This window comes from Larkinella terrae, from assembly GCF_009668025.1.
In the GTDB taxonomy this organism is placed as follows: domain Bacteria; phylum Bacteroidota; class Bacteroidia; order Cytophagales; family Spirosomataceae; genus Larkinella; species Larkinella terrae.
The window spans coordinates 464,597-491,481 of sequence record NZ_WJXZ01000014.1 but is presented as its reverse complement, the minus strand read 5'-3'; the positions used below and the strand labels follow the sequence as shown (position 1 = coordinate 491,481).

At 52.2% G+C, this 26,885-nt stretch carries 20 protein-coding genes; 11 read left to right on the top strand and 9 right to left on the bottom strand.

The window, feature by feature from the left end:
- Positions 1-136: 136 nt before the first annotated feature.
- The 4 genes from GJJ30_RS23910 to GJJ30_RS23895 all read left to right on the top strand — a co-directional run bounded on the left by GJJ30_RS23910 (position 137) and on the right by GJJ30_RS23895 (position 5,252).
- Positions 137-3,031, top strand: a complete 2,895-nt coding sequence (locus GJJ30_RS23910; protein ID WP_154177712.1) for a M16 family metallopeptidase — start codon at positions 137-139, stop codon at positions 3,029-3,031.
- 221 nt (positions 3,032-3,252) lie between these two features.
- Positions 3,253-3,864, top strand: a complete 612-nt coding sequence (locus GJJ30_RS23905; protein ID WP_154177711.1) for a TetR/AcrR family transcriptional regulator — start codon at positions 3,253-3,255, stop codon at positions 3,862-3,864.
- A 72-nt stretch (positions 3,865-3,936) separates the two neighbouring features.
- On the top strand, positions 3,937-4,683 hold the full coding sequence (locus GJJ30_RS23900) for an SDR family oxidoreductase (RefSeq protein ID WP_154177710.1): 747 nt from the start codon (positions 3,937-3,939) through the stop codon (positions 4,681-4,683).
- An 89-nt stretch (positions 4,684-4,772) separates the two neighbouring features.
- Positions 4,773-5,252, top strand: coding sequence for a YdeI/OmpD-associated family protein (locus GJJ30_RS23895; RefSeq protein WP_154177709.1), 480 nt, complete (start codon positions 4,773-4,775; stop codon positions 5,250-5,252).
- Between the two features lie 24 nt (positions 5,253-5,276).
- Here GJJ30_RS23895 and GJJ30_RS23890 read toward each other — a convergent pair whose 3' ends face one another.
- From GJJ30_RS23890 to fdhD, 9 genes are all read right to left on the bottom strand, one after another.
- Positions 5,277-5,714, bottom strand: a complete 438-nt coding sequence (locus tag GJJ30_RS23890; protein WP_154177708.1) for a nuclear transport factor 2 family protein — start codon at positions 5,712-5,714, stop codon at positions 5,277-5,279.
- Positions 5,715-5,828: 114 nt separating this feature from the next.
- Complete coding sequence (locus GJJ30_RS23885) at positions 5,829-8,402, bottom strand: glycoside hydrolase family 95 protein (protein WP_154177707.1); 2,574 nt, start codon at positions 8,400-8,402, stop codon at positions 5,829-5,831.
- A 70-nt stretch (positions 8,403-8,472) separates the two neighbouring features.
- Entirely contained in the window at positions 8,473-9,159 is a 687-nt protein-coding gene (locus GJJ30_RS23880; protein WP_170299267.1) for an SDR family NAD(P)-dependent oxidoreductase, read from the bottom strand.
- Between the two features lie 130 nt (positions 9,160-9,289).
- The gene (locus GJJ30_RS23875) at positions 9,290-9,682 is read right to left on the bottom strand and encodes a hypothetical protein (protein ID WP_154177705.1); all 393 of its coding nucleotides are present in this window, start codon (positions 9,680-9,682) and stop codon (positions 9,290-9,292) included.
- 39 nt (positions 9,683-9,721) lie between these two features.
- Positions 9,722-12,013, bottom strand: a complete 2,292-nt coding sequence (locus tag GJJ30_RS23870; protein ID WP_154177704.1) for an FdhF/YdeP family oxidoreductase — start codon at positions 12,011-12,013, stop codon at positions 9,722-9,724.
- Positions 12,014-12,165: 152 nt separating this feature from the next.
- Positions 12,166-12,822: an SCO family protein gene (locus tag GJJ30_RS23865; protein ID WP_229313383.1), complete on the bottom strand. Its 657-nt coding sequence runs from the start codon at positions 12,820-12,822 to the stop codon at positions 12,166-12,168.
- Entirely contained in the window at positions 12,794-13,381 is a 588-nt protein-coding gene (locus GJJ30_RS23860; RefSeq protein WP_170299266.1) for a toxin-antitoxin system YwqK family antitoxin, read from the bottom strand. The genes GJJ30_RS23865 and GJJ30_RS23860 overlap by 29 nt, the downstream gene beginning before the upstream one ends.
- On the bottom strand, positions 13,344-14,123 hold the full coding sequence (locus GJJ30_RS23855) for a YHYH protein (protein WP_154177701.1): 780 nt from the start codon (positions 14,121-14,123) through the stop codon (positions 13,344-13,346). The genes GJJ30_RS23860 and GJJ30_RS23855 overlap by 38 nt, the downstream gene beginning before the upstream one ends.
- 110 nt (positions 14,124-14,233) lie before the next feature.
- Positions 14,234-15,079, bottom strand: coding sequence for a formate dehydrogenase accessory sulfurtransferase FdhD (gene fdhD / locus GJJ30_RS23850; RefSeq protein ID WP_154177700.1), 846 nt, complete (start codon positions 15,077-15,079; stop codon positions 14,234-14,236).
- Between the two features lie 255 nt (positions 15,080-15,334).
- On the opposite strand from fdhD, the gene GJJ30_RS23845 reads away from it, so the two are divergent.
- From GJJ30_RS23845 to GJJ30_RS23815, 7 genes are all read left to right on the top strand, one after another.
- The gene (locus GJJ30_RS23845) at positions 15,335-17,470 is read left to right on the top strand and encodes a bifunctional aldolase/short-chain dehydrogenase (protein ID WP_154177699.1); all 2,136 of its coding nucleotides are present in this window, start codon (positions 15,335-15,337) and stop codon (positions 17,468-17,470) included.
- Positions 17,471-17,596: 126 nt separating this feature from the next.
- A complete protein-coding gene (locus GJJ30_RS23840; protein ID WP_154177698.1) occupies positions 17,597-18,871 on the top strand; it encodes a sugar isomerase in 1,275 nt (424 codons plus the stop codon).
- Positions 18,872-18,982: 111 nt separating this feature from the next.
- Positions 18,983-20,380, top strand: coding sequence for an FGGY-family carbohydrate kinase (locus tag GJJ30_RS23835; protein ID WP_154177697.1), 1,398 nt, complete (start codon positions 18,983-18,985; stop codon positions 20,378-20,380).
- A 204-nt stretch (positions 20,381-20,584) separates the two neighbouring features.
- Entirely contained in the window at positions 20,585-21,061 is a 477-nt protein-coding gene (locus tag GJJ30_RS23830) for a MarR family winged helix-turn-helix transcriptional regulator (RefSeq protein WP_154177696.1), read from the top strand.
- 77 nt (positions 21,062-21,138) lie between these two features.
- Entirely contained in the window at positions 21,139-22,470 is a 1,332-nt protein-coding gene (locus GJJ30_RS23825; protein ID WP_154177695.1) for a TolC family protein, read from the top strand.
- Positions 22,471-22,558: 88 nt separating this feature from the next.
- Entirely contained in the window at positions 22,559-23,614 is a 1,056-nt protein-coding gene (locus GJJ30_RS23820) for an efflux RND transporter periplasmic adaptor subunit (RefSeq protein WP_154177694.1), read from the top strand.
- A gap of 66 nt (positions 23,615-23,680) precedes the next feature.
- A complete protein-coding gene (locus GJJ30_RS23815) occupies positions 23,681-26,812 on the top strand; it encodes an efflux RND transporter permease subunit (RefSeq protein ID WP_154177693.1) in 3,132 nt (1,043 codons plus the stop codon).
- Positions 26,813-26,885 lie beyond the last annotated feature (73 nt).

Genomic DNA, 26,885 nt, shown 5'->3' with positions numbered 1-26,885 from the left:
GTAGAATACTATTTCATCATAGGTTAGTAGGATAAGCCCACTAGATTTCTAATGGGCTTATTTTGTTTGCCATCTTTTAATCCTGCTACTATTCTAGTTTCTTTGTATAGTTAGTTTCATCAGCCTAACCGATACAATGAAAAAAGTAAGTTACTACGTCGGGTTCTTAAGCCTGCTCTTCTCCCACCTTGCTTTCTCTCAAGCCAAACTTGTCGAAACCGTTACCCGGAAAGAGGGCGAACTAATCATTCCGTATCAGAAATACGTCCTGCCCAACGGCCTGACGCTGATTGTTCACGAAGACCATTCCGATCCGATTGTTCACGTCGATGTAACCTACCACGTGGGGTCGGGGCGGGAAGAAATCGGCAAATCCGGTTTTGCGCACTTCTTCGAACACATGATGTTCCAGGGTTCCGACCATGTCGCCGACGATGAACACTTCAAGATCGTGACCGAAGCCGGAGGAACGCTGAACGGCACGACCAACGCCGACCGCACCAACTACTTCGAAACCCTACCCAGCAACCAGTTGGAGCGCGCACTCTGGCTCGAAGCCGACCGGATGGGCTTTCTGCTGGATGCCGTTACCCAGAAAAAATTTGAAATTCAACGCGCGACGGTGAAAAACGAACGGGGGCAGAACTACGACAATCGCCCGTACGGGTTGGTCGGCGAGTACGTTGCCAAAAATCTGCTTCCGTACGGACACCCCTATTCCTGGCTCACCATTGGCTACATCGAAGACCTGAACCGGGTGAATGTCAATGACCTGAAGAATTTTTTCCTGCGGTGGTACGGCCCCAACAATGCGGTTTTGACCGTCGGGGGAGATGTAAGCCCGAAGCAGGTGGTGCAACTGGCGGAGAAATATTTCGGCAGCATTCCGAAAGGTCCGGTGGTGACAAAAACAATTGTTCCGCCCGCCGTGCTCGACAAAGACCGCTACGTCTCGTACGAAGACAACGTCCGGTTTCCGATGTTGCGAATGGTGTACCCCACCGTTCCGCGATTCCACCCCGACGAAGCGCCACTCGACGCCCTGGCCCAGATTCTGGGGGGCGGCAAAAGCTCGTTGTTTTACAAGAATCTGGTCAAAACCGAAAAAGCCGTTCAGGCCAGCGTCGATCACCCGGCGCAGGAACTGGCGGGCCAGTTTACCTTTACGGTCCTGCCCTTCCCGCAAATGCGGCTGGACAGCACCGAAGCGATCGTTCGCAACACACTGGCGGAGTTTGAAAAACGCGGGGTGACCGACGACGATTTGATCCAATTCAAAGCCACCCGCGAAGCCGACATCATCAGTTACCTGTCGAGTGTGTCCGGCAAAGTTTCCCAACTGGCTTCTTTTCAGACGTTTGTCGGAACGCCCAATTACCTGCCGAAGGAAATAAAACGCTACCAGGACGTTACGAAGGCGGATATCATGCGGGTGTATAACCAGTACATCAAAGGCAAAAGTGGCGTCATTCTGACGGTTTATCCGAAAGATCAGAAGGAAATCGTGGCGCATCCTGACAACTACATCATTGTGACCGACGGCTACAAAGCGCCGGATTACGGCTACGACGGCTTGAAATACGTGAAGGCCAAAGATTCGTTCGATCGCAGCAAAAAACCGGCCTCCGGCGCGAATCCGGCCATAAAAGTGCCGCCGTTCTGGACGGATAAAATGCCGAATGGCCTGAAAGTGATCGGTACGAAAAACGACGAAGTTCCCGAAGTAGCTCTCCTGTTTTCGGTGAAAGGTGGCCACACGCTATCGGCCAAAGACCCGTCGAAAGCCGGAATTGCTCAGCTCACGGCGGCCTTGATGAACGAAGCGACGCAGAATTTCAGCAACGAGGAGATCAACGCGAAACTCGAAAAACTGGGCAGCAGTATCCAGATTTACGCCAGCACCGAAAATATTCAGGTGTCGGTTTCGTCGCTGACTAAAAATCTGGACGCGACGCTGGCTCTGGTAGAAGAAAAATTATTCCGGCCCCGGTTTGCTTCGGAAGATTTCGAGCGTTTGAAAAAACAGCAGATTGAACTGATTGCCAACCAGAGCACGCAACCGGTGGTGATTGCCAACAAGGCATACAACAAATTGCTGTACGGCGACGACATCCGCGCCGTGCCGACCAGCGGAACGACGAAAACCGTCGCCAACATTACGCTCGACGACGTGAAGGCATTTTACCAGCAGAACTTCTCGCCCTCCGTTACGAGCCTTGTCGTGGTGGGTGATGTCGACAAAACCGCTATTCTACCGAAACTCGGTTTTCTGAAAACCTGGCCCGCCAAACCGGTCGACCTGCCCAAACCGGTTGTCGCGAAGAAAGTTGACAAAACCCGTATTTATCTGATCGACAAGGACAAAGCGCCCCAGTCAGAAATCCGGATCGGTTACCTGACCGACATTCCGTTCGATGCGACGGGTGACTACTACCGCGCCGGACTCGCCAATTATATTCTGGGCGGTGCGTTCAACAGCCGCATCAACATGAACCTGCGTGAGGACAAAGGCTGGACCTACGGCGCCCGCTCGACCTTCAGCAGCACCAAAGCACCGGGACCGTTTACGGCCCAGGCAGGTGTCAAAGCAGCGGCAACGGATAGTTCGGTGGTCGAATTTGTGAAGGAAATCACGAATTACGGTAAAACCGGAATTACGGAAGCCGAGCTGGCATTCCTGAAAAGTTCGGTCGGCCAGCGGGATGCATTGCGCTACGAAACCTCGTTCCAGAAGGCCAACTTTCTCAACCAGATTGTTGAGTATGATCTGCCGGGCGATTTCGTGGAACAACAGAGCCAGATTCTGAAAAACATGACGAAGAAGGAGATCGACGCCATCGCCAAGAAACGGTTGCCGGTTAACAACCTGATCATCACGGTAGTGGGTAACAAAACCGCCGTCAAACCGGGTCTGCAAAAACTTGGCTACGAAGTCGTTGAACTTGATAAAGACGGCAATCCGGCCGTGGCGGAAGGCACTTCAACCCCGGCGGCTTTGGGTGGTGCCTCCTCCACCAAACCGAAAGAATAGTTTTAAAAAACCGTTTTGTTCCAAACGCCAAAAACCGCTCCCGGAAGCGGTTTTTGGCGTTTAAATAGGTCGCTGCTCCGTCCTCCCGGATTTCCAATAGGGGCAACTTAGCGTTCGAACACAATTTTGATGCCCAGCAAGGTAAGTATTGATAACCAGCTACTTAAAAATAAATCTGGAATTATTTGGAGTTCATATACCGATCGGTATATATTTGTGCCATGAAATTTTCGCCCCGATCCGAAGCCACCCGCCAGTTCATCATTGAAACGACCGCCGGTATTTTCAACCGGAAAGGGTATGCGGGAACCTCAATGTCTGATTTGACGGAAGCGACCCGGCTGACGAAAGGCAGTATTTACGGTAATTTCGAGAACAAGGAAGACGTTGCCCTGGCGGTTTTTGATTTCAATGCCGCCCACCGGGCCAGACTCATCCAGACGAAACTCGACAAAACGTCAGGCTACAAAAACAAGCTTCTGGCCTTTATTGACCTCTTTTCGCCCGACGAAATTCGCCAGTTCCCGGAGGGCGGTTGTCCATTACTGAATGCCGGAACCGAAGCCGATGATACGCACGAACCCCTGCGGGTTCGGGTCGCGGAAGAACTGACCAAAACGCAGCAGGACCTGGCGGCCATTGTCCGGAGCGGCATGGAGGCTCACGAATTTAAAGCAGACATTGATGCGGAGAAAACCGCCGTTTCGATCCTGGCACTGATTCAGGGAGGTATTTTTGTTACCCGAACCACGCACAACGGCCTGGCGCTGACTACGGTTTTGGAAACCGCCCGCAAACTCGTTCACGAAATAGAACTCAAAAACGAAAGTTAAATTTTTTTTACGCAACTATATACCGATCGGTATATCACAAATCAAAATCATTCACTTTAAATTTTTAGCATCATGAAAACGCAGAACAACACGGTTTTAATTACTGGCGGCAGCGCCGGAATCGGTTTTGAAATCGCCAAATTATTCGCCCGGAACGGTAATCAGGTGATTATCACCGGACGCAATGCGGAACGGTTGCAAAAAGCAGCCTCGCAACTGGAAAACACGACAGCCATTGTGTCGGATGTCAGCAAACCGGAAGATGTCGATCAGTTGGTGGCCCGTTTGAACAAGGACTTTCCAAGCCTGAATCTGGTCATCAACAATGCCGGTCGGGCGTTTTACTATTCGCTGTCCGAAGATGGGATTCATGCCATCGACAAAGCGGGGGAAGAAATGACCACCAACTACCTGTCCATCATTGGGTTGACCGAAAAAATATTGCCGTTGCTGAAAAAGCAAGCCGAAGCTGCGCTGGTGAATGTTTCGTCGATTGTTGCCTTCGTACCCGGTCACACGACGGCTACATATTCGGCCAGCAAAGCCGCGCTGCACGCGTATACGCAGGCTCTGCGGTACACACTGGCGAAAGATACGGCCATCAAAGTGTTTGAACTGATGCCGCCCCTGGTCAATACGGATTTTTCGCAGGCCATCGGCGGAATCAACGGTATTTCTCCGGCGGTTGTGGCCAGCTACCTGCTGACGGCGCTGGAAAACGATACGTACGAAATCCACGTTGGAAACACCGCCAATCTGTACAAGCTCTTCCTATCATCGCCCGAAGAAGCCTTTTTAAGTCTGAACAAAGGCCGTTAATAAAACCGGCGTCGCCCACTTTCCTTCCGGTTCGGGCGTCGGTTTTATCCCTATCTTTGGGAATCATACCGATTTTTTGCCCTGCCGCTATGGAAAAACCGCTCGTTGATGGCTCGTATTTGCTGGAAAAATTTCAGGGAAAAGGCGGCTGGACCTATGCCGCACTTCCCGAAGTGGCACCGGATAAAAAGGCTTATTTCAACTGGGTGAAAGTAAACGGCCACGTCGATGGGTACGAACTGAAAAACTGTACCCTGATGCCGCTGGGCAACGGGAAACTTTTCCTACCCGTCAAAGCCGAAATCCGTAAAATCATTGGCAAAAAAGCCGGTGACTGGGTGCAGGTTACGTTGTATTCCGCCCAAATTCCGGTCGAAACCCAGAAGGATTTGCTGCTGTGTCTGGAAGATGAGCCAACTGCGCACAAAACCTTTTTAGGCTTCACCGCCGAAGAGCAGAAAGCCTATATTTCCTGGATTGATTCGGCAAAAACGGAAGAAACGAAAATCGAACGACTGGCCGAAACCGTCAACCGGCTGTTGAGAGGGCAGAAATTTGTGGAAAAATAGACTCGGTTTTCGGTATACGGTTTTTTAAATCTTCACCGCCTGGCGGGCCAGCAGTTTCCAGTCGCCTTTTTGCTTAATCCAAACCAGCAAAACCGACAGTTTTACCGTCCCGGCGACGCCTTTGTTGTTCGTAGTTCCCCCCATTTTGTGCCGCACCCAGGCCGTATTATCGACAATTGAAATGGTCTGGTCGGTTAAATCAATCGTTACGAAATCCGATTCTTTAGTGACCAAAGCCTTGATGAAGGCGGCCTTGTCTTCCAGCAAACCGGCGGAATGTCCATACGTCAACTGATCGGACGTCAGGGCGTCGAGTGTAGCCTGGTCGGCGTCGATAATGGCCTTTCTCAATTTCTCGACGGCCTGTTCAACGGCCTGTTTTTCGTCTTTTTTCGTAGGTTCGGTTGCCAGCAGGGTTCCGCTTACCAATAACAGTGCAATCAGGCATTTCAGGGTTTTCATGGGTAATTAGTTTTAAATTAGACAAGAGAGTTGAGACAAGAGAAATGAGACAAAAAACTGGGATAGAGCCAAGGACGGCGTCATATCTCACTTCTCTTGTCTCAACTCTCTTATCTAATTCCCACCAACCAATACGTATTCCTTCCCGGGTTCCGTTGCCAGGTCGTAAATCCAGACGCCGTTGGCGGGGGTTTCGGGCGTGGTGGTCTGGTAGCGGTTTTCGGGCAATTTATAAAATGTATTCAGATTTACCCCTTTGGCAGTTTTCAAGGCGGTTTTTCCGTCTCCCTTCAGCGCGTTCGTCACCCGGAGCCGACAGTTTCCGCCCAGGGCCGAGCGAACAGCCACCCGGGTCAGTTTTCCGTCTTTCCAGCTCATATCCAGTTCATAACCGCCCCGCGCTTTCATTCCTTTCACCTCGCCGGTTGCCCAGACATCCGGCCGGGCGGGCAGCAGGTTCAGCAAACCATCGTGGCTTTGCAGCAGCATTTCGCCAATCCCCGACGTGCCGCCAAAATTACCGTCGATCTGGAACGGCGGATGGGCGCAGAACAGGTTGGGATACGTACCGCCCCCTTTGGCGTAATCGGTACCTTCCATGCCCGTCAGTTTCAGGAGTTCGCGCAGCAGTTTGTAGGCATGATTGCCGTCGTGCAGCCGCGCCCAGAAGTTGATTTTCCAGGATTTACTCCAGCCCGTACCGCCGTCGCCCCGGATTTCGAGGGTTTTGCGGGCTGCATCGGCAAACTTCGGCGTTGTCAGCGGGGAAATTTCGCGACCCGGATGCAGCACGTAGAGGTGCGACACGTGGCGGTGTTGCGGATCTTCGTCCTGCCAGTCTTTATACCATTCCTGCAAATTGCCGTTTTTGCCAATCTGCAACGGAAACAGTTTGCTTTTCTTGTCGGATAACTCCTTCCGGAAATCAGGGTCGATCCCCAGTTGCGACGACGCATGAATCACATTCGAAAACACGTCCCAAATCAGGCCCATGTCCATCGTTGTGGCAACGGAAACGGATTGTTTGGCGCCCTGTTCGGTCACAAAAACGTTTTCCGGTGAGGTTGACGGAGCGGTTACCAGCCGACCCTGTTTGTCCTCCACCAGCCAGTCGGTATAGAACAAAGCCGCATCCTTCATCAGCGGATACGCGTAGTCCTGCAAATACTTTTTATCGCCCGTAAACAGGTAATGGTCGTACAGATGCTGACTAAGCCAGGCCCCACCCATCGCCCAGTTGGCCCAGGACGGGCTGCCTTTGCCCTTGTCGCCGACAGGATTGGAGGCCCCCCAGATGTCCGAATTATGGTGAACGGTCCAGCCGCGCGCGTTGTAAAAATTCTTCGTCGTTTCGCGACCGGTTTTCGCCATGTAGCCAATCCAGGTGAGCAATGGAGTGTGTAAGTCCGACAGATTGACCATTTCGGCGGGCCAGTAATTCATTTCGGCGTTGATATTCGTGGTGTAATTGCTGCTCCAGGGCGGCCGCACCATCGGATTCCAGAGGCCCTGCAGGTTAGCCGGTGGCCCGCCGGGCCGCGAACTGGAAATCAGCAAATACCGCCCGAACTGATAATACAAACTTTCCAGTTCCGGGTCAGTACCGCCCTCCGCATACCGTTTCAAACGCTCGTCCATTGGTAACGTAACCAGTGATGCATTTGCCAGCGAAAAACTCACCCGATTGAAAAACCGCTGGTAATCAGCAATATGATCTTTGCGAATGGCATCAATGGATTTGGGAAGCGCTTTTTTCAGGTACCCATCAACCAGTTGTTTTTCATCCCGCCCCTCGCGGTCGGGGCATTTGTCAAAACCGTTGAAACTCGTAGCCGCTGTCAATAGCAAAACCGCTTCCGTGGCAGTCTGAATCCGGATTCCGGCGGTGTCGGCCGAAACCGAGCCGTCCGTCGAGCGCACTTTCACCCGCCAGTCAAACCGCATGCCTTTACAACCAGCGGAATCTCCGTAAATAACCGGTTTGGGATTGTAATTGACGTAATTCGGATCAGCATGGGCCGGCGCTTTTCCGCGAATCACCAGCTCATCGCGGCCCGCAACGGTTTTGGTTACCGGATGCGGACTGCGGGTTGCCGCCGTCACGTTCAATGTTCCCTTTTTGTCGGCGGTCAATCGCAGGACAATAACCTGATCGGGGGCCGAGACGAAAATTTCACGGGTATAACTGACCCCGTTGGCTTTGAAACGAGTGGTCGAGGTAGCGGTTTTTATGTTCAGATCGCGGTAATAGTCCGTCGGTAATCCCGAAAAATCCTGCTTCAGCAGCAAATCGCCCAGCGGCTGATACGCTTCCGTATACAGTCCCTGCATTTTTTGCGTCAGTTTGGCCGCTGCGGCATAATCTTCCCGGAAAAGCGCTTCGCGGATTTCGGGCAAATACTTCGCCACACCGGGATTCGGGTTCGGGTTGACCGGCCCGCCCGACCAAAGCGAGGATTCATTCAACTGGATCAGTTCATCGCCCGCGCGACCGAAAACCATTGCGCCCAGACGACCGTTGCCCACCGGGAGCGCTTCGTTCCAGTTGCGGGCGGGCTGGCGGTACCAGATTGCCGACGGATTCTGTCCCGCAACCGCATGAACGACCAGCCAGAACAGGCCAATCCAGGCGGTTTTATGGGTCAATAATGTGTATCGTTTCGAGGAATAGAGAGTAGAAAAGTGCATGTACCTAAAAAGCGGCTACCGAACGGGAATTACTGTATTCGGTCGGGATTCCCGAAAATCGACGATTCGTTTAGGCCTTGTTATACACTTTTAGAACCGACTCGCGCAGCATTTTTCCGGGGCCAAACGTCACAAAGTCGATCAGTTCGGCAATGTCTTCGGGCTTCACCCAATTGGCCGGATCGGCGTCGGGCATGGCTTTTCGGTTGACCGGCGTGTCGATGGTGCTTGGGACCAAAACCGTGGATACAATATTTTTATCTTTTCCCTCCGCATTCAGGATTTCCGACAATTGAATAACCAGCGATTTGGACAATGCATAGGCCACCATGTGTTTTCCGGCGGATGCAACCAGGGCGGGGCGGGCACCGATTAGCACAAACCGCCCGCCCTCGGGCTGCTGGCTCATTTGCTCAAAAACCGGGCGGGCGACCTGGTACGTAGTCTGGAAGTTCAGGTGGAACATTTTTTCGATGTCCGCAAAACCGGTTTCGGAGATTGACCCCATCGCAAAACCGCCGACGAGCAAAATGGCCGCGTCGATGCGGCCGTGTTTGGCCACCACCTGCTGAACCAGCGCCTGACAGCCCACTTCGTCGGTCAGGTCGAGTTCGTGCGTAAACAGGTTCGGCTGCGATTCAAGTGCGTGCCCGCCCGGTTCGAGCGTTGCGATGACGGTGTGACCGCTTTTCAGCAGATTTTGGGTAATGGAGCGGCCTAAACCACCGGCTCCGCCGGTCAGTAAAACAATTGCCATTTCAGGGGTTGATAGAATGATACGTGATTGTACGGAGAAAATCGACCTGATTTCAAAAAAGTTCGGTCGGACAGACATTCGTGGAGGCTGGCAGCCGAAACCGGCATTCGGCCATAGCACACGTAAAAAATCAATTTGTTTTTGCGCCTAACCGGTATTCCGGTGCTTTGGTTGATCGGTTGAAATGGGCGTTAAGCAGAAATTCCGATTCGGAGACTTCCCGAACCCAGTAAGTCAGGCGTTCACCGGTCGAAATAACGAAATAATACGATTTCCCCGGATTCAGATGAATATAATAAGGGCGGTCTTCAAACACAATTCCGAGGCTATCTTCGTCCGTTTGCACCACGGTCCATTCGTTTTTCAGGATTTTGATGTCCTTGTCCAGGTTACGGGTTGTGCGCAGACGCGGAGCCCCTATAGTGCTAGCCGTATTTAAAAAGTGGAGTCTGGTGGGTTTCTGACCGAACGAAAACGGCGCTAAACCCAACAAGATAGCTAAGATTCCGATTACATTTTTCATAATCCATTTGAGTTAACAATCCTTACTTACAGTCACCCGTTACATTTCCCCGGCTTTTTCGATGGTGATAATGATTGACTTGGAGGTCGGCGTCAAGCTCCCCAGCGCCACCTGATCGATCGGGAGCAGGACGTTGGTTTCCGGGAAATAAGCGGCCGCACTACCGCGCGGAATGTTGTAAGGAACGACCACAAACCGCTCGGCTGTCCGGATTTTTCCGTCGTATCGGCTTTGCAGATTGACCACCTCCTGCGGTTTCAGGCCTCGGTGCGCGATGTCGTCCGCATGCATGAACACCACGCGCCGTTCGTTGTGAATGCCCCGGTAGCGATCCTCCCGGCCATAGATCGTGGTGTTGAACTGGTCGTGGCTGCGAATGGTCATCAGCAACAGCTCGTCGGGCTGCAATTCGATTTTTTCGGGCACATTGACCGAGAAATGCGCCTTGCCATCTTTGGTCGTGAATTTCCGTTCGCGCGGGCCGTTGGGCAGGTAAAAACCGCCCGGTTTCCTAACCCGTTCATTATACTTGTCAAAACCGGGAATGACTTTCTCGATCAGGTCGCGAATGTGGTCGTAATTGGTAATCAGCTGGTCCCAATCGACGGTATTCTTCCGGGAACGAAAGACGGCTTTGGCCAGCTGAGCCACAATTTCCGGTTCGCTTTTGAGGTGTTTCGAAACCGGTTCGAGCGTTCCGCGCGATTGTTGCACCACGCCGGTCGTGGCTTCGGTCGTCACAAACTGCTCGCCCGAAGCCTGCACATCCCGGTCGGAGCGCGCCAGGCAAGGCAGAATAATTGCCGTTTCGCCATGCACCAAATGGCTGCGGTTCAGCTTGGTCGAAACCTGCACCGTCAGTTTGCAACGCTGCATGGCTTCGGCGGTGTAATCCGTATCGGAAACGGCCATCAGGAAATTGCCGCCCATCCCGAAAAAAACCTTCGCTTCGCCCTTGTGCATGGACTGCACCGCTTCGACCACACTAAAACCGTGTTCGCGCGGGGGTTCGAACCCGAACACGGTTTTCAGTTTATCCAGAAATTCGGGCTTCGGCCTTTCCCAAATGCCCATCGTCCGGTCGCCCTGCACGTTGCTGTGGCCGCGAATCGGAGCCGCTCCCCCACCTTCGATGCCGATGCTGCCTTTTAACAGCAGCACATTGATCACTTCGTTAATCGTCTGAACGGCATTCCGGTGCTGCGTCAACCCCATCGCCCAGCAGATGATAATCTTCTTTTTATGTTTGAGGATGTCAACCGTCTGCTGTACTTCTTCGAGCGACAAACCGGTTTGCCCCACCAGATCGCTGAGTTCGTACTGCTCCAGGCTCTTGATAAAATCCTCATAACCAACCGTATACTTTTCAATAAACGCTTTATCGATAACCGCTCCCGGCGTTTTCTTTTCTTCTTCCAGCAACAGTTTACAAACCGCTTTCAGGAACGCCAGATCGGAATTGATGCGGATTTGCAGGTATAAATCGGTCAGTTTCTGCCCGCCCAGCACCATGTCACGCACGCTCTGCGGATATTTGAACGCCAGCAAACCGGTCTCCACCAGCGGATTTACGGCAATGATCGTGGTGCCGTTGCGCTTGGCCTGTTCCAGGGGCGTCAGCATCCGCGGGGCGTTGGTACCCGGATTCTGGCCCATGATCATGATCACGTCGGCTTTTTCCAGATCTTCGTAAACAATCGACGCCTTGCCCACGCCCAGGGTTTCCGCCAGCGCCACCGAGGTTGATTCGTGGCACATGTTGGAACAGTCCGGCAGGTTGTTCGTACCGAATTGCCGAACAAACAACTGGTAAAGAAAAGCGGCTTCGTTGCTGGTCCGGCCCGAGGTGTAAAAAACCGCTTCGTCCGGCGAAGCAAGCGCGTTCAATTGGTCGGCAATCCGTTGAAAAGCGTCGTCCCACGAAATCGGTTCATAGTGCGTCTGGCCTTTCCGAATCATCATTGGCTGCGTCAGTCGCCCCTGCTGACCAAGCCACAAATCGTCTTTTTCGAGCAGTTCGGCCACCGAATACCGCTGAAACAAAACCGGTGAGGCTGTATGCCGGGTCATCACTTCTTCCGCCACGGCTTTGGCGCCGTTCTCGCAATATTCGGCAATCGACGAACGATGATCGTCGGGATCGGGCCAGGCGCAGCTTGGGCAATCGTAACCGTCTTTCTGGTTCAGGTGGTAAAGGGCTTTCCAGCCCCGCACCAGATCGGTGTTGCGGAATACATGCTGAAACGATACCGTCACGGCGGTCAGACCGGCAGCGGTTTCATCGGGTTTGGTGATTTTCAGACCGGTTAAGGTATCGGGCGCGAGTTTCATGGGTTTTATTTTCGGGCTTTTTTCACCCGAATCGACAACTTTTTGTGATCGGGAATAGTTTTTGAAAACCGTCCCGAAGTTGTCGGCTGTAAGGTAATAAAACTCCACAAATCTGACGCAATCCGGTTTTGTTCTCGCCCCGAACGCGGATTTTATTTACTTTCTTGCTGAAGTGTTTTGATGTCGGCAATCAGCTGTTCCATTTCCAGTTCGAGCGTGCCGTTGTAAATACCCCGAATGCGTTTGTGTTGATCGACGAGCAAAAAATGCTCGGTATGCAGAAAATCCGTACTGTCTTTGCTAAACCCCAGTTCTTCCTCGGCAAAATAGGATTGCCGGGCCAATTGATAGATTTCAGATTTTGGGCCGGTCAACAAATGCCAGTTTTTTGCCTGAATACCGTTGGTCAGGCAGTATTTTTTCAACCGGGCCACGCTATCGATCCAGGGCGTCACGCTGTAGGAAAGCAACACCAGGTTCGGATCATTCGGAAACGCCTTTTCGACCCGTTTCATGTGTTTGGTCATGCGGGGACAGATGATTCCGCAGGAAGTAAAGAAAAAATCGGCAACGTGAATTTTGCCTTCGATATCCTTCTGGCTTACGGTTTGGCCGTTTTGATCTTTAAATGAAAAATCATCGATCGTGTGCGGAATTTTTTCGGCCAAATCAGTTTCGGATTCGACAAAAACCGGAGTAAAGTCGGGCGTATTGTAGTAGGGCAACTGCTGTCCAGCATCTCGCTGACAGCCTGCCATACAAACCGCAATAGCCAGCAGCTTACTTCCGAAAAACACTGTCTGCCACATTCCTGCAGTTTTTGGTGCCCAACAAGCCATAGCGCCGGTCGTCTTTGATGAGGTAGTTTGTTTTTATTTTGCCCGACGAATACCAGATTTGCTGAACACCCGACTCCTGCCCTTTCTCGTAGTGCATGTTCCGGAACGGTTTTCCGTTCGGAAACCACTCCTGGTAACTTCCATCAAACAGGTCATTCTGAAAATGGTACTCAAACCGGCGTCGGCCATTTTCGTACCAGCCCCGGTGAACGCCCTCTTTCCAGCCATTTACAAAAAAACGCTCTTCGCGCAGACGGTTTCCGGGATAGAAGAATCGCGCAACACCGTCTTCTTTTCCATCTAAAAACGAAACCCGAAACGTTGTATCGCCTTGCGAGTCCTTTTCAAATAATACACCCGAAATGGGCTTTCCTCCGGCATACGTGATCCCTTCCCGGGTCTGAATCCGAACAGTAGCAGCGTCCAGAAAAATGATTGTTTCGGGCGAAGGCTGGCAGGATAAGCAGAGTCCCGCCAGCAGCCCCAGCAGCTTACTTCGACCAGCTGCCCGCCGTGCCATAATAGCCATTGCCGTTGATGTAAGGCGCATCGGCGGTGGTATGGTAGTGATAAATTCCGTTCGGATAATCGGCCGTTGCGGCCGTGTGGCCATGATACGCATCCAGATCGGCGCTGGTCAGCGTTTTTCCGTTTTCAACCGGCCCGTACAGCGGAAAACCGTCCAGCAGAAAACCGATCAGCGAACTGCTGCCTTTGGTGGCCGTCAGGTAATTAGGCTCAATGTGGTAATGGTATTCGCTGAACGGGGTGGGATGGCCGCCATACAGATCAAAGGAAACGTATTCACCCGCTCCGGGAGTAAGCAACTGGTTTTCCATCTGGTATTGGTTGAAAAGCGGCACGCCATTGATGGCTACGCCGATCGTAGCCGCTCCCAGGGCTTTATGCGTTGACGCTACCGTCGGATTTTTCGGAAGTTTAAAGACGTAACTGAACGACACAATTGTATTGGAATTGGCCTTGAAACCGGAGCGGGTGTCGTTCACATAAAGCGATGATTCCCACTGCGTTCCTTTGTAATAAGGAGTTTTATGATCAGGCAGACCCGTTGATTTGACAACGATGTAATTCCCTTCGACATAAATCTGGGAGGCTCCGTAAATCTTTTTGTAAACGTCAGGAACGTCGGTTCCGACGGAGGTACCGGTGCTGGGGGTTGTTGTGTCGTCATCCTTGTTGCAGGAAGAAAAAGTTAAACCCATTACCAGGGTAAGGCCACAAAACACCAGGGGAGTTTTTCGTAAATTCATTGTGCTCAAATGTTAACGGTGAGATTCTGACAAAAGCAGTAAGGTACTCAATGTCAGAATATACACTTGAGACGAAGAAGGTTCCTAAAAGTAATGAAGGAATTTACTTTTCAGCCGGAAAAACCGGATGGAGCCGTTTCAAAGGTGTATTGATTAAACCGGTTATCCCGGACAAAACCGAGCAGTGTCATTCCGGCTTCCTTCGCCAGCTCGACAGCCAGACTCGAAGGTGCGCCAACGGCCGCCAGCAGCGGAACACCCGCCATCCAGGATTTCTGCACCAGTTCGAAGGCGACCCGCCCGCTTACCAGCACACCAAACCGGCTCAGCGGCAACCAGCCCTGCCAGAAAGCTGCCCCGATGAGCTTGTCAAGCGCATTGTGCCGCCCGATGTCTTCCCGAACCAGCACCAGCCGACCGGTTTCGTCGAACAAAGCCGCAGCGTGCAAACCGCCGGTGTAGGCAAACGTCCGCTGGGTTTCCCGCAGCTTTTCCGGCAACCCGTGAATGATTTCGGAATCAACCTGAAAACCGGATGAAATGGGCGTTCGGCAAACCGTCTGAACGGCCTCGATCGACGCTTTTCCGCAAATTCCGCAACTCGAAGCCGTATAACTGTGCCGTTCAAGCCGCTGCCAGTCGACCGCAACGTCCGGTTGCAGTTCAACGCGCAACACATTGCCCCTTTTCTCGGAATCGGTACCGCAATGCCGCACGGAAACGACCTGAGCCGGGTTCTCGATGATGTTTTCGGTAAACAGAAAACCCAGCGCCAGTTCTTCGTCGTGCCCCGGCGTCCGCATCGTGACGGCCACACTGCGCTGCTGGCGGTCGTCGGTAGGACCAAATCCCAGCCGGATTTCCAGCGGTTCTTCCACGGCCAGCAAATCGGCGTGTTCCTGAGGGTCATGGGATTGGCTGATTTTCTGAATGGTTACGGGAGCGACGGCCAACATACGGTTTTTATACTTTTTATTTAAAAAACACAATTAACGAAAAAGAGTTTAAATGCGTCGAAATCGCCCCTTCGCTTGCCGAATTTGCTGAATTGACAGACGCAAAATTCATTTTTCGTGCACAAAATAGGACAGTACATGAAAGTAAGCCTGTTAGAACGTTTTATCTTTGGGTATAATTTGGATCAAACACCTCTTTTTAGATAATATAAGCCCGAAGATTCAATCGCGTCGGCGTTCCGACATCAATTCGATATGCTCAGTACGAACAAAACACGGCAGGCGAACGAGTTTCGTCATGTAAGCTACCTGTGGGACGAAGCCAAAGCTGCTCAACTGGCTGGTGACGAAGTTGCCCTCCTCATCTATCGTTCTAATCTATTAGGTGCCGACCTCCGGCTGACCAACTACGGCGGAGGCAACACTTCCTGCAAAACGATGGCCAAAGATCCGCTGACGGGCAAAGAAACCGAAGTCATGTGGATTAAAGGATCTGGCGGAGACATCGGTACGCTCAAAAAAAGTGGTTTGGCTGCCCTGTACGTGGACCGGTTGCGGAGTCTGAAAAACATTTATCGCGGTATCGAATTTGAAGATGAGATGGTTGAGTTGTTCAACCATTGCATTTTTGATCTGGCGTCGAAAGCGCCATCGATTGACACGCCCCTGCACGGTTTTCTGCCATTTGCCCACATCGACCACCTGCACCCGGATGCGGCCATCGCCATTGCGGCAGCCAAAGATGGTAAAAAAATCACACAGGAGTTGTTCGAAGGCACCGTCGGCTGGGTCGAATGGCAGCGTCCCGGTTTTGACCTGGGCCTGAAAATGGCCGAATGTCTGGAGCAGAATCCGGGCATCCGCGGCATCATGCTGGGCTCGCACGGGTTGTTCACCTGGGGCGATACGGCTTACGAAAGCTACGTCAACACGCTGGAAGTCATTGAAAAATGCGCCGAATACCTGGAGGAAAACTACGGTAAAAACCGCCCGGTTTTTGGCGGTGCCAAACTGGAAAGCCTGGACAAAGAAGCTCGTCTGAAACAAGCCGCTACGCTGGCGCCCATTTTACGCGGTTTCTGCTCGAACCATACGTCGATGGTCGGCCATTTCACGGACGATGCGCGCGTGCTCGAATACATCAATTCCAACGACCTCGACCGGCTGGCTCCGCTCGGAACCTCCTGCCCCGACCACTTCCTGCGCACCAAAATCAGTCCGCTGGTGCTTGACCTGAAACCCGACGAAGACGTAACGAATACGGCCGCCATTCAGGAAAAACTGGCCCCGGCTTACGAAGCCTACCGGGCGATGTATGCCGACTATTACGAAACCTGCAAACACCCCAACAGCCCCGCCATCCGCGATAAAAATCCGGTGATCATTCTGTGGCCGGGTGTAGGTATGTTTGCCTTCGCGAAAGATAAGCAAACCGCGCGGGTTGCGGCTGAGTTTTATACCAATGCCATCAACGTGATGAAAGGTGCCGAAGCCATTTCGGAATACACCTCGTTGCCGCGTCAGGAAGCATTTGACATTGAATACTGGCTCCTGGAAGAAGCCAAATTGCAGCGGATGCCGAAGCCAAAACCGCTGTCGGGTAAAATCGCCCTCATCACCGGAAGCGCCGGTGGCATCGGTAAAGCCATTGCCAAGCGGTTTGTGGCCGAAGGTGCGGTGGTGGTGATTAACGACAACGACCCAGACCGCCTGAAAGGCGCCGACGACGAATTCCGCCAGCAATACGGCCGGGATACGCACACCTCGGCTCCGCTCGATGTAACCAGTGCCGACACCATCAGCAAGGCGTTCGATGCGGCTGCGCTGGCGTTCGGCGGGGTGGATATTGTGGTCAACTGCGCCGGTTTGTCGATCTCGAAACCGATTGAAGATCATACCGAAAAAGACTGGGATCTGCTGTATGATGTACTCGTGAAAGGCCAGTTCCTGGTGACACAGAAAGGTGTTGAAATCATGCGGAAGCAGAAACTGGGCGGTGATGTGATCAACATTGCCAGCAAAAACGGCCTGGTTTCCGGCCCGAACAACGCCGGTTACGGTTCGGCCAAAGCCGCACAGCTGCACCTGAGCCGACTCAACGCGGCAGAGCTGGGTAAAGATCATATTCGGGTCAATGTTGTGAATCCGGATGCGGTTATTTCCGACAGCAAGATCTGGGCGGGTGCCTGGGCCGAAGGCCGCGCCAAAGCGTACGGGATCACGGTGGAAGAACTCCCGGCTTATTATGCCAAACGGACGCTGCTGAACGAAATCATCCTGCCCGACGACATTGCCAACGCCTGTTTCGCCTTCGTGGGAGGTCTGCTGGGCAAATCCACCGGCAACGTCCTGAACGTGGATGGCGGTGTTGCGATGGCATTTGTGAGATAAAAGTTAAATGTTTCGCAGAGTTAAGCGGAGTAAATCAGAGTTACGCAGAGGTTTATTTTTTCGCTGCTCAACTCCTTTTACTCCGCTTATCTCCGCGAAATAACCCCTTCAAACCCCTAGCCCTTCATGAAACTCGAAGCGTATAAAATAGCCGAACATAACCAGAAGGCACTGGAAGCTCACCAGCGGAAGTTGTCGTACTGGACCGAGGAAGTCGCCAATGCGGAGGAGATCATCAAAAAACTGATTGATTTCCAGATTGCCATTCCGAGTTGGGCGCTGGGCACCGGCGGAACCCGGTTTGGCCGGTTTCCGGGCGGTGGCGAACCGCGTTCGCTGGAGGAAAAAATTGAAGATGTCGGTTTACTGCACGCTCTGAATCAATCCAGTGGCGCGATTTCGCTGCACATTCCCTGGGACATTCCGAAAGACGGCGAAGCCATCAAACGTCTGGCCGCCAGCTTCGGTTTGCGGTTCGACGCCATGAATTCCAACACCTTTCAGGACCAGCCGGATCAGGCGCTGAGCTACAAATTCGGCTCACTGCAGCACGTTGATCGGGCGGTTCGGCAACAGGCGATCGACCACAACATTGAGGTTATCAAACACGGCGTTGCGTTAGGATCTGAATCGTTGACAGTCTGGTTGTCCGACGGTTCCTGCTTTCCGGGCCAGCTCAATTTCCGGAAAGCGTTTGAGCGGACGTACGAAAGTTTGCAGGAAATTTACGCGGCTTTGCCCGACAACTGGAAGGTATTTGTCGAGTATAAAGCGTTTGAACCCAATTTCTATTCGATGACCGTCGGCGATTGGGGTGCTTCCCTGCTGTACGCTAACAAGCTTGGCCCGAAAGCCTATACCCTCGTCGATCTGGGCCACCATTTACCGAATGCCAACATTGAACAAATCGTTGCGCTATTATTAATGGAAGGCAAGCTGGGCGGTTTTCACTTCAACGATTCCAAATACGGCGACGACGACCTGACGGTTGGCAGCATTCGTCCGTATCAGTTATTCCTGATTTTCAACGAATTGATTGAAGGCATGGACGCCAAAGGCATGAATCACGCAACCGATTTGGGTTGGATGATCGATGCCAGTCACAATGTCAAGGATCCGCTGGAAGATTTGCTGCAATCGGTCGAAGCCATTCAACTGGCCTACGCGCAGGCCCTGCTGGTTGATCGGGCGGCACTGGAAGAAGCCCGGGAAGCCAACGACGTCGTTCGGGCGCAGGAGATTCTGCAGGAAGCCTACCGCACTGACGTCCGCGCCCTGGTAGCCGAAGCGCGTCGGCGGGCCGGTGGAGCCTTGCAACCCCTGGCGCTTTTCCGTCAACTGAACATCCGCCAGCAACTCATCGGCGAACGCGGATTAAAAACCATCGCCACGGGACTTTAACTTATTGAGTGAACTAGCGATTGAGTGATTGAGTGGGTACCAATGCGCTGATGTCGGTCTACTTTCACTTAATCGTTCACTCGCTCAATCACTCACTCGCCAATTCACTCAATGAAAACGCCAGTAATCGCCATTTTCGACATCGGGAAGACGAATAAGAAGCTGTTTCTGTTTAACGAACGGTATGAAATCGTGTGGGAACGATCGGAGCCGTTTGAGGAAATTGTGGACGATGATGGCGATCCCTGCGAAGATTTGACCCGCTTGACGTCCTGGGTTCAGGCGTTGCTGCGGGAAGTGCTGGAGCTGCCCGAATTCGACATCAAAGCCCTGAATTTTTCGACCTACGGCGCTAGTTTTGTTCACCTCGACGAGGAAAGCCGACCGATCGGTTTTTTGTATAATTACCTGAAACCGTATCCCGCAGAAATCCGCCAGAAGTTCTACAAGACCTATGGCGATGAGACAAAGCTGGCGATGGAAACCGCTTCTCCGGCGCTCGACAGCCTGAACTCGGGACTGATGTTATACCGCATCAAGTATGACAAACCGAAGTTATTCCGTCGCATCTGGTATTCGCTGCATTTGCCGCAATACCTGAGCTATCTGTTTACCGGTCAGGTGTTGACAGATGTTACCAGCATTGGCTGCCACACCATGTTGTGGGATTTTACGAAGAAACAGTACCACGACTGGGTTATTGCCGAAAAACTGGACAAGCTGTTCGGACCTATTTTTACTTCCGACAGCGTGCTGAGCGCCATCTGGCTGAATCACCCCCTGAAAGTGGGCGTCGGGCTGCACGACAGTTCGGCGGCTTTGATCCCGTACCTGGCGTCGTTTCAGGAACCGTTCGTGCTGATCTCGACCGGCACCTGGTCGATTAGCCTGAATCCCTTCAACACCATTCCGCTGACGGCGGAGGAGTTGCAATACGATTGCTTGTGTTACCTGCACTACCAAGGGCAACCGATCAAGGCGTCGCGGCTTTTTGCCGGATATGAGCACGAGCAGCAGACCAAACGCATTGCCGCACACTTTGAAACCGCCGTCGATTACTACAAACAGGTTGATTATGACGCAGATATCATTCAGTATCTGCGGGATTCGCGCCCCAATTCCGACAACCGGTTTGAAGATGTAAAAGCCCCTCCGCTCCAGGAGTCGTTGTTTAAATACCGCGATCTGTCGGCTTTCCGGACGTACGAAGAAGCCTACCATCAGTTGATTTTAGACATCGTGTCGCAACAATTGGTTTCGACTAATCTGGTGCTGGAAAACTCACCCGTGAAGCGGATTTTCGTGGATGGCGGTTTTAGCAAAAACCCGATTTACATGAATTTGCTGGCAGCCGCGTTTCCGCAAACGGAAGTTTTTGCCGCTTCGATGGCGCAGGCTACCGCCCTCGGCTCGGCACTGGCGATCCACCATCACTGGAACACCAAACCACTACCCGGCGACACCATCGAACTGAAGCACTACGCAGCTACTGGCCGTTATGCGGTTTAATAGATAATAGAAGTTAGACAAGAGAGGTTAGATAAGAGAAATTGTTGCTGGGCAAACCTTGCAAATCTATTCTCTCTTGTCTAACCTCTCTTGTTTTTCTTTCCTTTTGCCGCTCATCAAGCTAATAAACCGTATCCTCAAAAAATACAAAACTTTTTTTAAAAAAATTTGGTTGATATATCAACAGATAATAAGTTTGCCACCATGATCACGAAGCAAAAAAACTCGATCAAAGAACGGATATTCGCCATGATGGGCAGTCTGGTTTTATTTAACGTCAACCAGGTTTCCCATTTATTTGCCAAGAAAGCAAACCGGGATCTGGCCAAAGCCGGGTCATCGCTCCAGTTAGAGCAGCTTCCGGTGCTTTTTGTGGTGAACTGTTCACCGGAAGGGTTGCTGTCGCAGCAGGACATTGCCAATATTTTACAAAAGGATAAATCGGGCATTCAACGCTCAATTCGCACGCTGGAGCGCGATGGATATCTTCGAATAACGCCGGATAGTATCGACCGGCGCAAGAACCTGATTCAGCTGACGCCGGCCGGAAAAATGATTATCGAGAAAATAGTCAATACCGCAAAAAAACTGGATGAAGAAGTAACCAGCCAGCTGACGCCGGAAGAAGTAGAGACGCTGGTCCGGTTGCTTCGGAAAGTAATGGCATTAATTGAAGTCTAATTTTTATTTGAGTAGATAGTTGATATATCTACTGTTGACATATCCACAATAAAAGTTTTTCTTAGTATAATACAACCATGAAAAAGTTAGTTGCTCTTATTCTATTATTTTCAACAACGGCTTTGTTGCCCGGCCGGGCGCAAACGAACTGGACCTTGAAAGGTGCCATCGACTACGGTTTGCAGCATTTTGGAACCGTTCGAATTGCTCAGTATCAGGCTCAAACCGCTGATCAGCAGGCCCGTCAGGCAGTGGGTCTTTATTTGCCGCAGGTGACCGGAACCGGAAACTTCACCGACAACCTGAAACTGCAATCGACTTTGTTGCCCGCCGGTTTGGGGGGAAGCACCGAACCCACCCGGATTACGCTGGGTTCAAAATACCAGACGAACGTCAACGCGCAGGTGACCCAGCCGATTTACGATAAATCGCTGCTGCTGGGCCTAAAAGCCGCCAAACCGAACCAGCAACTGGCCGAACTGAATACCCGCCAAACCCGTGAAGACATCATTTATAACATCACGAGCAATTATTATCAGGTATTCATCGCCCAGCAACAGATAGCGTTGCTGAAAGACAATATCGAACGGACGCAGCAGGTGCTGGACGTTTTGAAACTGCAACGGGACAACGGCGTTATTCAGCCGATTGATTACACCCGGACGGAGGTAAATCAGAACAACTCGCGCTCGCAGTTGTCGCTGGCCGAAAACGATCTGAACCTGGCGCTGAACCGATTGAAATACCAGATGGGCTTGCCGCAGGAACAGGCCATGGTGCTGACCGATTCAGTGATTCTGAAGCAGGCACCGACACTGGAACAATCGCAGTTCGACGCCAAAAACCTGGTTTCGTTCCAGCAGGCCGAAACCAACCTGGCCCTGCAACGGCTGCAACTCCAACGCACCAAAGCGGGTTATCTGCCGACGCTGAACTTTGCGGCCAACTACGGTTCGCTGGTGCTGGCGAATGATTTCAGCAAATCGTTCAGCAACTTCATGGGCTTCGGAAGCATCGGGTTGCGGTTGAACGTTCCGATTTTCGACGGTTTTCAGCGCGACGCCCAGATTCAGCAGGCCAGGCTGACGGTGCTGACGCAGGAAGAACAGCAACGGCTGAACACGGCTTCGTACCGGCTCCAGTTCAACAACGCGCAATCGCAGATTCAGCGGGCGCAGGCCAACGTGCAGAATGACGACCGGAACGTGAAACTGGCGCAGGAAGTCTATAACGTGACGACGCTGCAATACAAGCAGGGCACCAAAACGCTGACGGATTTGATCAACGCCGACAACTCGTATCAACAGTCGCAGTCGAACTACATTAACTCGCTCATTAATTTTTATCAGGCCCGGCTGGATCTTGAAAAATCGCAGGGCACGTTGCTAAGCTTTTATAACCAACTATAAAAAACCAGTTTATGATTTAGTGTTTATGGTTACTACAAGAAACCGCAAACGCTAAACCGACCAACGCCAAGTCATACAACCGAATCCCATGAAAAAGACAACCATCATCGTTGTAGTAGCCATCTTAGCCGTTACGTCGCTCATCGGCTTCCGGTTGGCTTCCAACAAGAAAAAAATCGACGAAAAAAACCAGTTGCCGACCAACACCAACACGGCCATTCCGGTGACCGTTACGCAGGTCGCGGAAGGAAACGTCAGCCAGCAACTGATCAAAACCGGTAACCTCATTCCGTTCAGGGAAGCCGATATCACGGCAACCACCGCCGGGAAAGTGACGAAAGTAAATTTTGAGCTGGGCTCGTCGATCCGCCAGGGCACTTCGCTGATCGAGCTGGACAACAAACTGAAAGAACTGTCGCTGGAAGCTACGCGGCTGAACATCGAGAAACTGAAAAAGGACGTGGCGCGCTATACAACGCTGCTGGCGGGGAACGCGACGACCGAAATTCAGTTGAACGAGACGAAATATAACTACGAAAACGCTATCAATCAGGCCGAACAAATTGAGAAACAGATTGCGGACGCCAGCGTAAAAGCCCCGATCAGCGGCCGGATTGTCAAGAAAAACATCGAACCGGGCGAGTACATTACGGTCGGTACGGTTTTGGGAACGGTTCTGGACGTTGCCCGGCTGAAAGTGCAGGTTCCGGTGAACGAAAGTGACGTATACGGTTTGAGCGAAGGCCAGACGGTTCGGGTTACGGCGGATGTGTTTCCGGGAAAAACCTTCAACGGCCGCATTTCCTACATCGCTCCGCAAGGCACCGACGAGCACAATTATCCGGTTGAAATCACGATCGACAATGCCGGAGGTTTGAAAGCCGGAACGTTTGTCAACGTCGATTTCTCGCAGAAATCCAACCAGAAAGCCTTGCAGATTCCGCGTATGGCGCTCGTTGAAAGCATTAAAAATCCGTATGTGTATGTTGTTAACGGCAATACCGTGAAGAAACGGGTCATCAAAGTGGGCCGCGAGTTTGGCGATTCGATCGAAGTGCTGGACGGTTTAGCGGCTGGTGATCAGATCGTAACGACGGGCCAGCTGAATTTGACGGACGGCAAATCCATCGAGATTACAAAATAAAAGTAAAAGTACCACGGACAAAACGGGAGCGCCCGCCGGTCCGTGGGTACGTAAACACTTACAACAATGTCAATATCCGAAATAGCTGTTAAACGGCCGTTGCTGGTGACAACCGTATTCATCGTACTGATTCTATTCGGTGCGCTGAGTTACAAGCAATTATCTTATAATTTATTGCCGAAATTCGAAGCCAACGTCATCAGCGTGGCCACGACGTACCGGGGCGCTTCGGCCGATGAGGTGGAGACGAACGTTACCAAGCGGATTGAGGACGCGCTGTCGTCGCTGGAAGGGCTGGACCGCATGACCTCGACCTCGCAGGAAGGCGCTTCGATTGTGATCATTCAGCTCAAAAACGGTGTCAGCACGACACTAGCTCAACAGGATGCCCAGCGCAAGGTGGAGCAGATTGTGAACCTACTGCCCGACGGTGCCGACCGCCCGATTCTGAACAAATTCTCGACGGACGAAATACCGGTTTTGCGGATGGGCGTCACTGCCGATCTGTCACCAACCGAATTATACGACCTGATTGACAACGACTTAAAACCGCAACTATCGAACGTCTCGGGCGTTGGTCAGGTGAACATCATCGGCGGAAACGAGCGGGAAATTCAGGTGAACGTCAATCCGGAAAAACTCCGGGCTTACGGCGTTTCGATCGGTCAGGTTTCGCAGGCCATTACGGCAGCCAATACGAGTTACCCGGCCGGTCAGCTGGAAACCCAGGAGTCGCAATATTCGATCCGGTTTGATGCTTCCGTCGAAACCACCAACCGCTTACGTGAACTGATTATTGCCCGCAAAACGAACGGTAGCCAGGTTTTACTGAAAGATGTTGCCGAAGTGGTGGATGCCACTACCAAACCGACTGCGATCAACCACATCAACGCCAAGCCGTCCATCGGGATGCAAATCCAGAAACAGTCGGATGCCAATGCGGTTTCGGTCAGCCAATTGACGCAGGCTAAAATTGCCCAGTTGGAGAAACAATACAGCAAGGTCAAGCTGAAATTCAACATCGCTTCCGATCAGTCAGTCTATACGCTGGCCTCGGCCAACGCGGTGGTGTTCGATATGGGGCTGGCCATTCTGATCGTTTCGGTGGTCATGCTTCTGTTCCTCCACAGCTTCCGTTCGGCTCTGTTCGTCCTGGTTGCGCTGCCTTCGTCGATGATTCCGACGTTTGCATTGATGTACCTGATGGGTTTTTCGCTGAACCTGATGACCCTGATGGCCTTGTCGCTGGTGGTTGGTATTCTGGTCGATGACTCGATTGTGGTCCTGGAAAACATCAACCGCCACCTCGAAATGGGGAAAGACAAGCGGCAGGCGGCACTGGATGGCCGGAGCGAGATCGGTTTTACGGCTTTGGCGATCACCCTCGTCGACGTGGTGGTTTTCGTACCGCTGGCCATGACCGGCGGTTTGATCGGGAACATTCTGCGGGAGTTTGCCCTGGTAGTGGTTTTCTCGACGCTGATGAGTTTGCTGGTTTCCTTTACGCTGACGCCCTTGCTGGCTTCGCGCTTTGGTAAAATTGAAGTGCTGAGCAAAAAATCGCTCTGGGGTCGTTTGAATTTGGGTTTTGAACACATGCTGGATCGGCTGACGGAGGCTTACGGACGCATTCTGATCTGGGTGCTGGGTCACAAACGCTACATTTTCCTGGGCATCTTTGCCATGCTGGTGGGCGCTATTGCGCTGGTTCCGGCGGGTTTCATCGGCGGTGCGTTCATGCCCGCCAGTGACCAGAGCGAAATGAGCGTTCAGATTGAACTGGCTCCGACGGCTTCCATTTACCAGACCAACGCCCTGGCGCAGCAGGCCGAGCAAATCATTATGAAACACCCCGAAGTGACCAATGTGTTTACAAACGTGGGGTATACGAGCAGCGGTATTGCCACTTCATCGAACAGCAACATTGCCGATCTGAACGTGAAACTGGTCGATAAAAAACTGCGCACGGTTTCGACGGAAGGGTTTGGCCAGATTCTGAAAAAAGAAGTTTCGCAAATACCGGGGGTGAAAGTAACCGTCAGTCCGGTGGGCATCGTGGGCGCGCAGCAGGCTCCGATTCAGATTGCCGTGAAAGGAACCAATCTGGCGGATATTCGGAAAGCGGCCGCGCAGGTTAAAGAGGTGACGCAGTCCGTTCCGGGAACGCAGGACGTGAAATATTCGGTGAAAGATCCCAAACCGGAGGTGACGGTGAATCTGGATCGGGAGAAAATGGCTCAATTGGGCATCAATGCGTCGGATGTCGGGATGGCTTTGCAGAACGCGTTCCGGGGCAACGATCAATCGAAGTTCAAGCAAAACGGAAACGAATACGATATTCTAATCAGCCTGGATCGGTTCGACCGCACCAAACCGGAGGACATCAGCCGCCTGACGTTCGTGAATAATCAGGGCAAAATGTTCGAACTGTCGCAATTTGCCACCGTTCAGGAGCAGATCGGTGAAAGTGTGCTGGAACGTATCGACCGGCTTTCTTCGGTGACGATCAACGCCCAGGTGGTGGGTCGCCCGGTCGGAACGGTGGGCACGGATATTCAGACCAAAATGGCGAAAGTGAAATTGCCGGAAGGCGTTTCGGTCCAGTACCTGGGTCAGTTGCAGCAACAATCCGACGCGTTCGGTAGTCTCGGTCTGGCGTTGATGATTGCCATTCTGCTGGTGTATTTCATCATGGTGGCACTCTACGAAAGCGTGGTGTATCCGTTCGTCGTGTTGTTCTCGATTCCGGTGGCGCTGATTGGTGCCTTGCTGGCGCTGGCCCTGACGATGGAAAGCCTGACGGTTTTCTCGATTGTCGGGATGATCATGCTGCTCGGTCTGGTAGCCAAGAACGCCATTCTGATCGTTGACTTTGCGAACCAGCTAAAAGCCGAAGGACATGATGTGATCCATGCGCTGATCGAAGCCGGAAAAGAGCGGTTACGCCCGATTCTGATGACGACACTGGCGATGATTCTGGGGATGTTGCCGATTGCCCTGGCCAGTGGCGCCGGAGCCGAAACCAAAAACGGGATGGCCTGGGTCATCATCGGCGGTTTGACCTCCTCGCTCCTGCTGACCCTGCTGATCGTTCCATCGATGTACCTGGTGGTTGACCGGATCATTGCCCGGTTTTCCGGCAAGAAAGTAAAACCGAAAAAACCGCAGGAGCTGGAAGTAGCGCAGGCCATTGATTGATTTTTTAGAAGTGAGAAACGAGAAGTGAGAGTAGAGAAATGTGAGTTATCTGCAAATGCGACCCAAAAGGCGC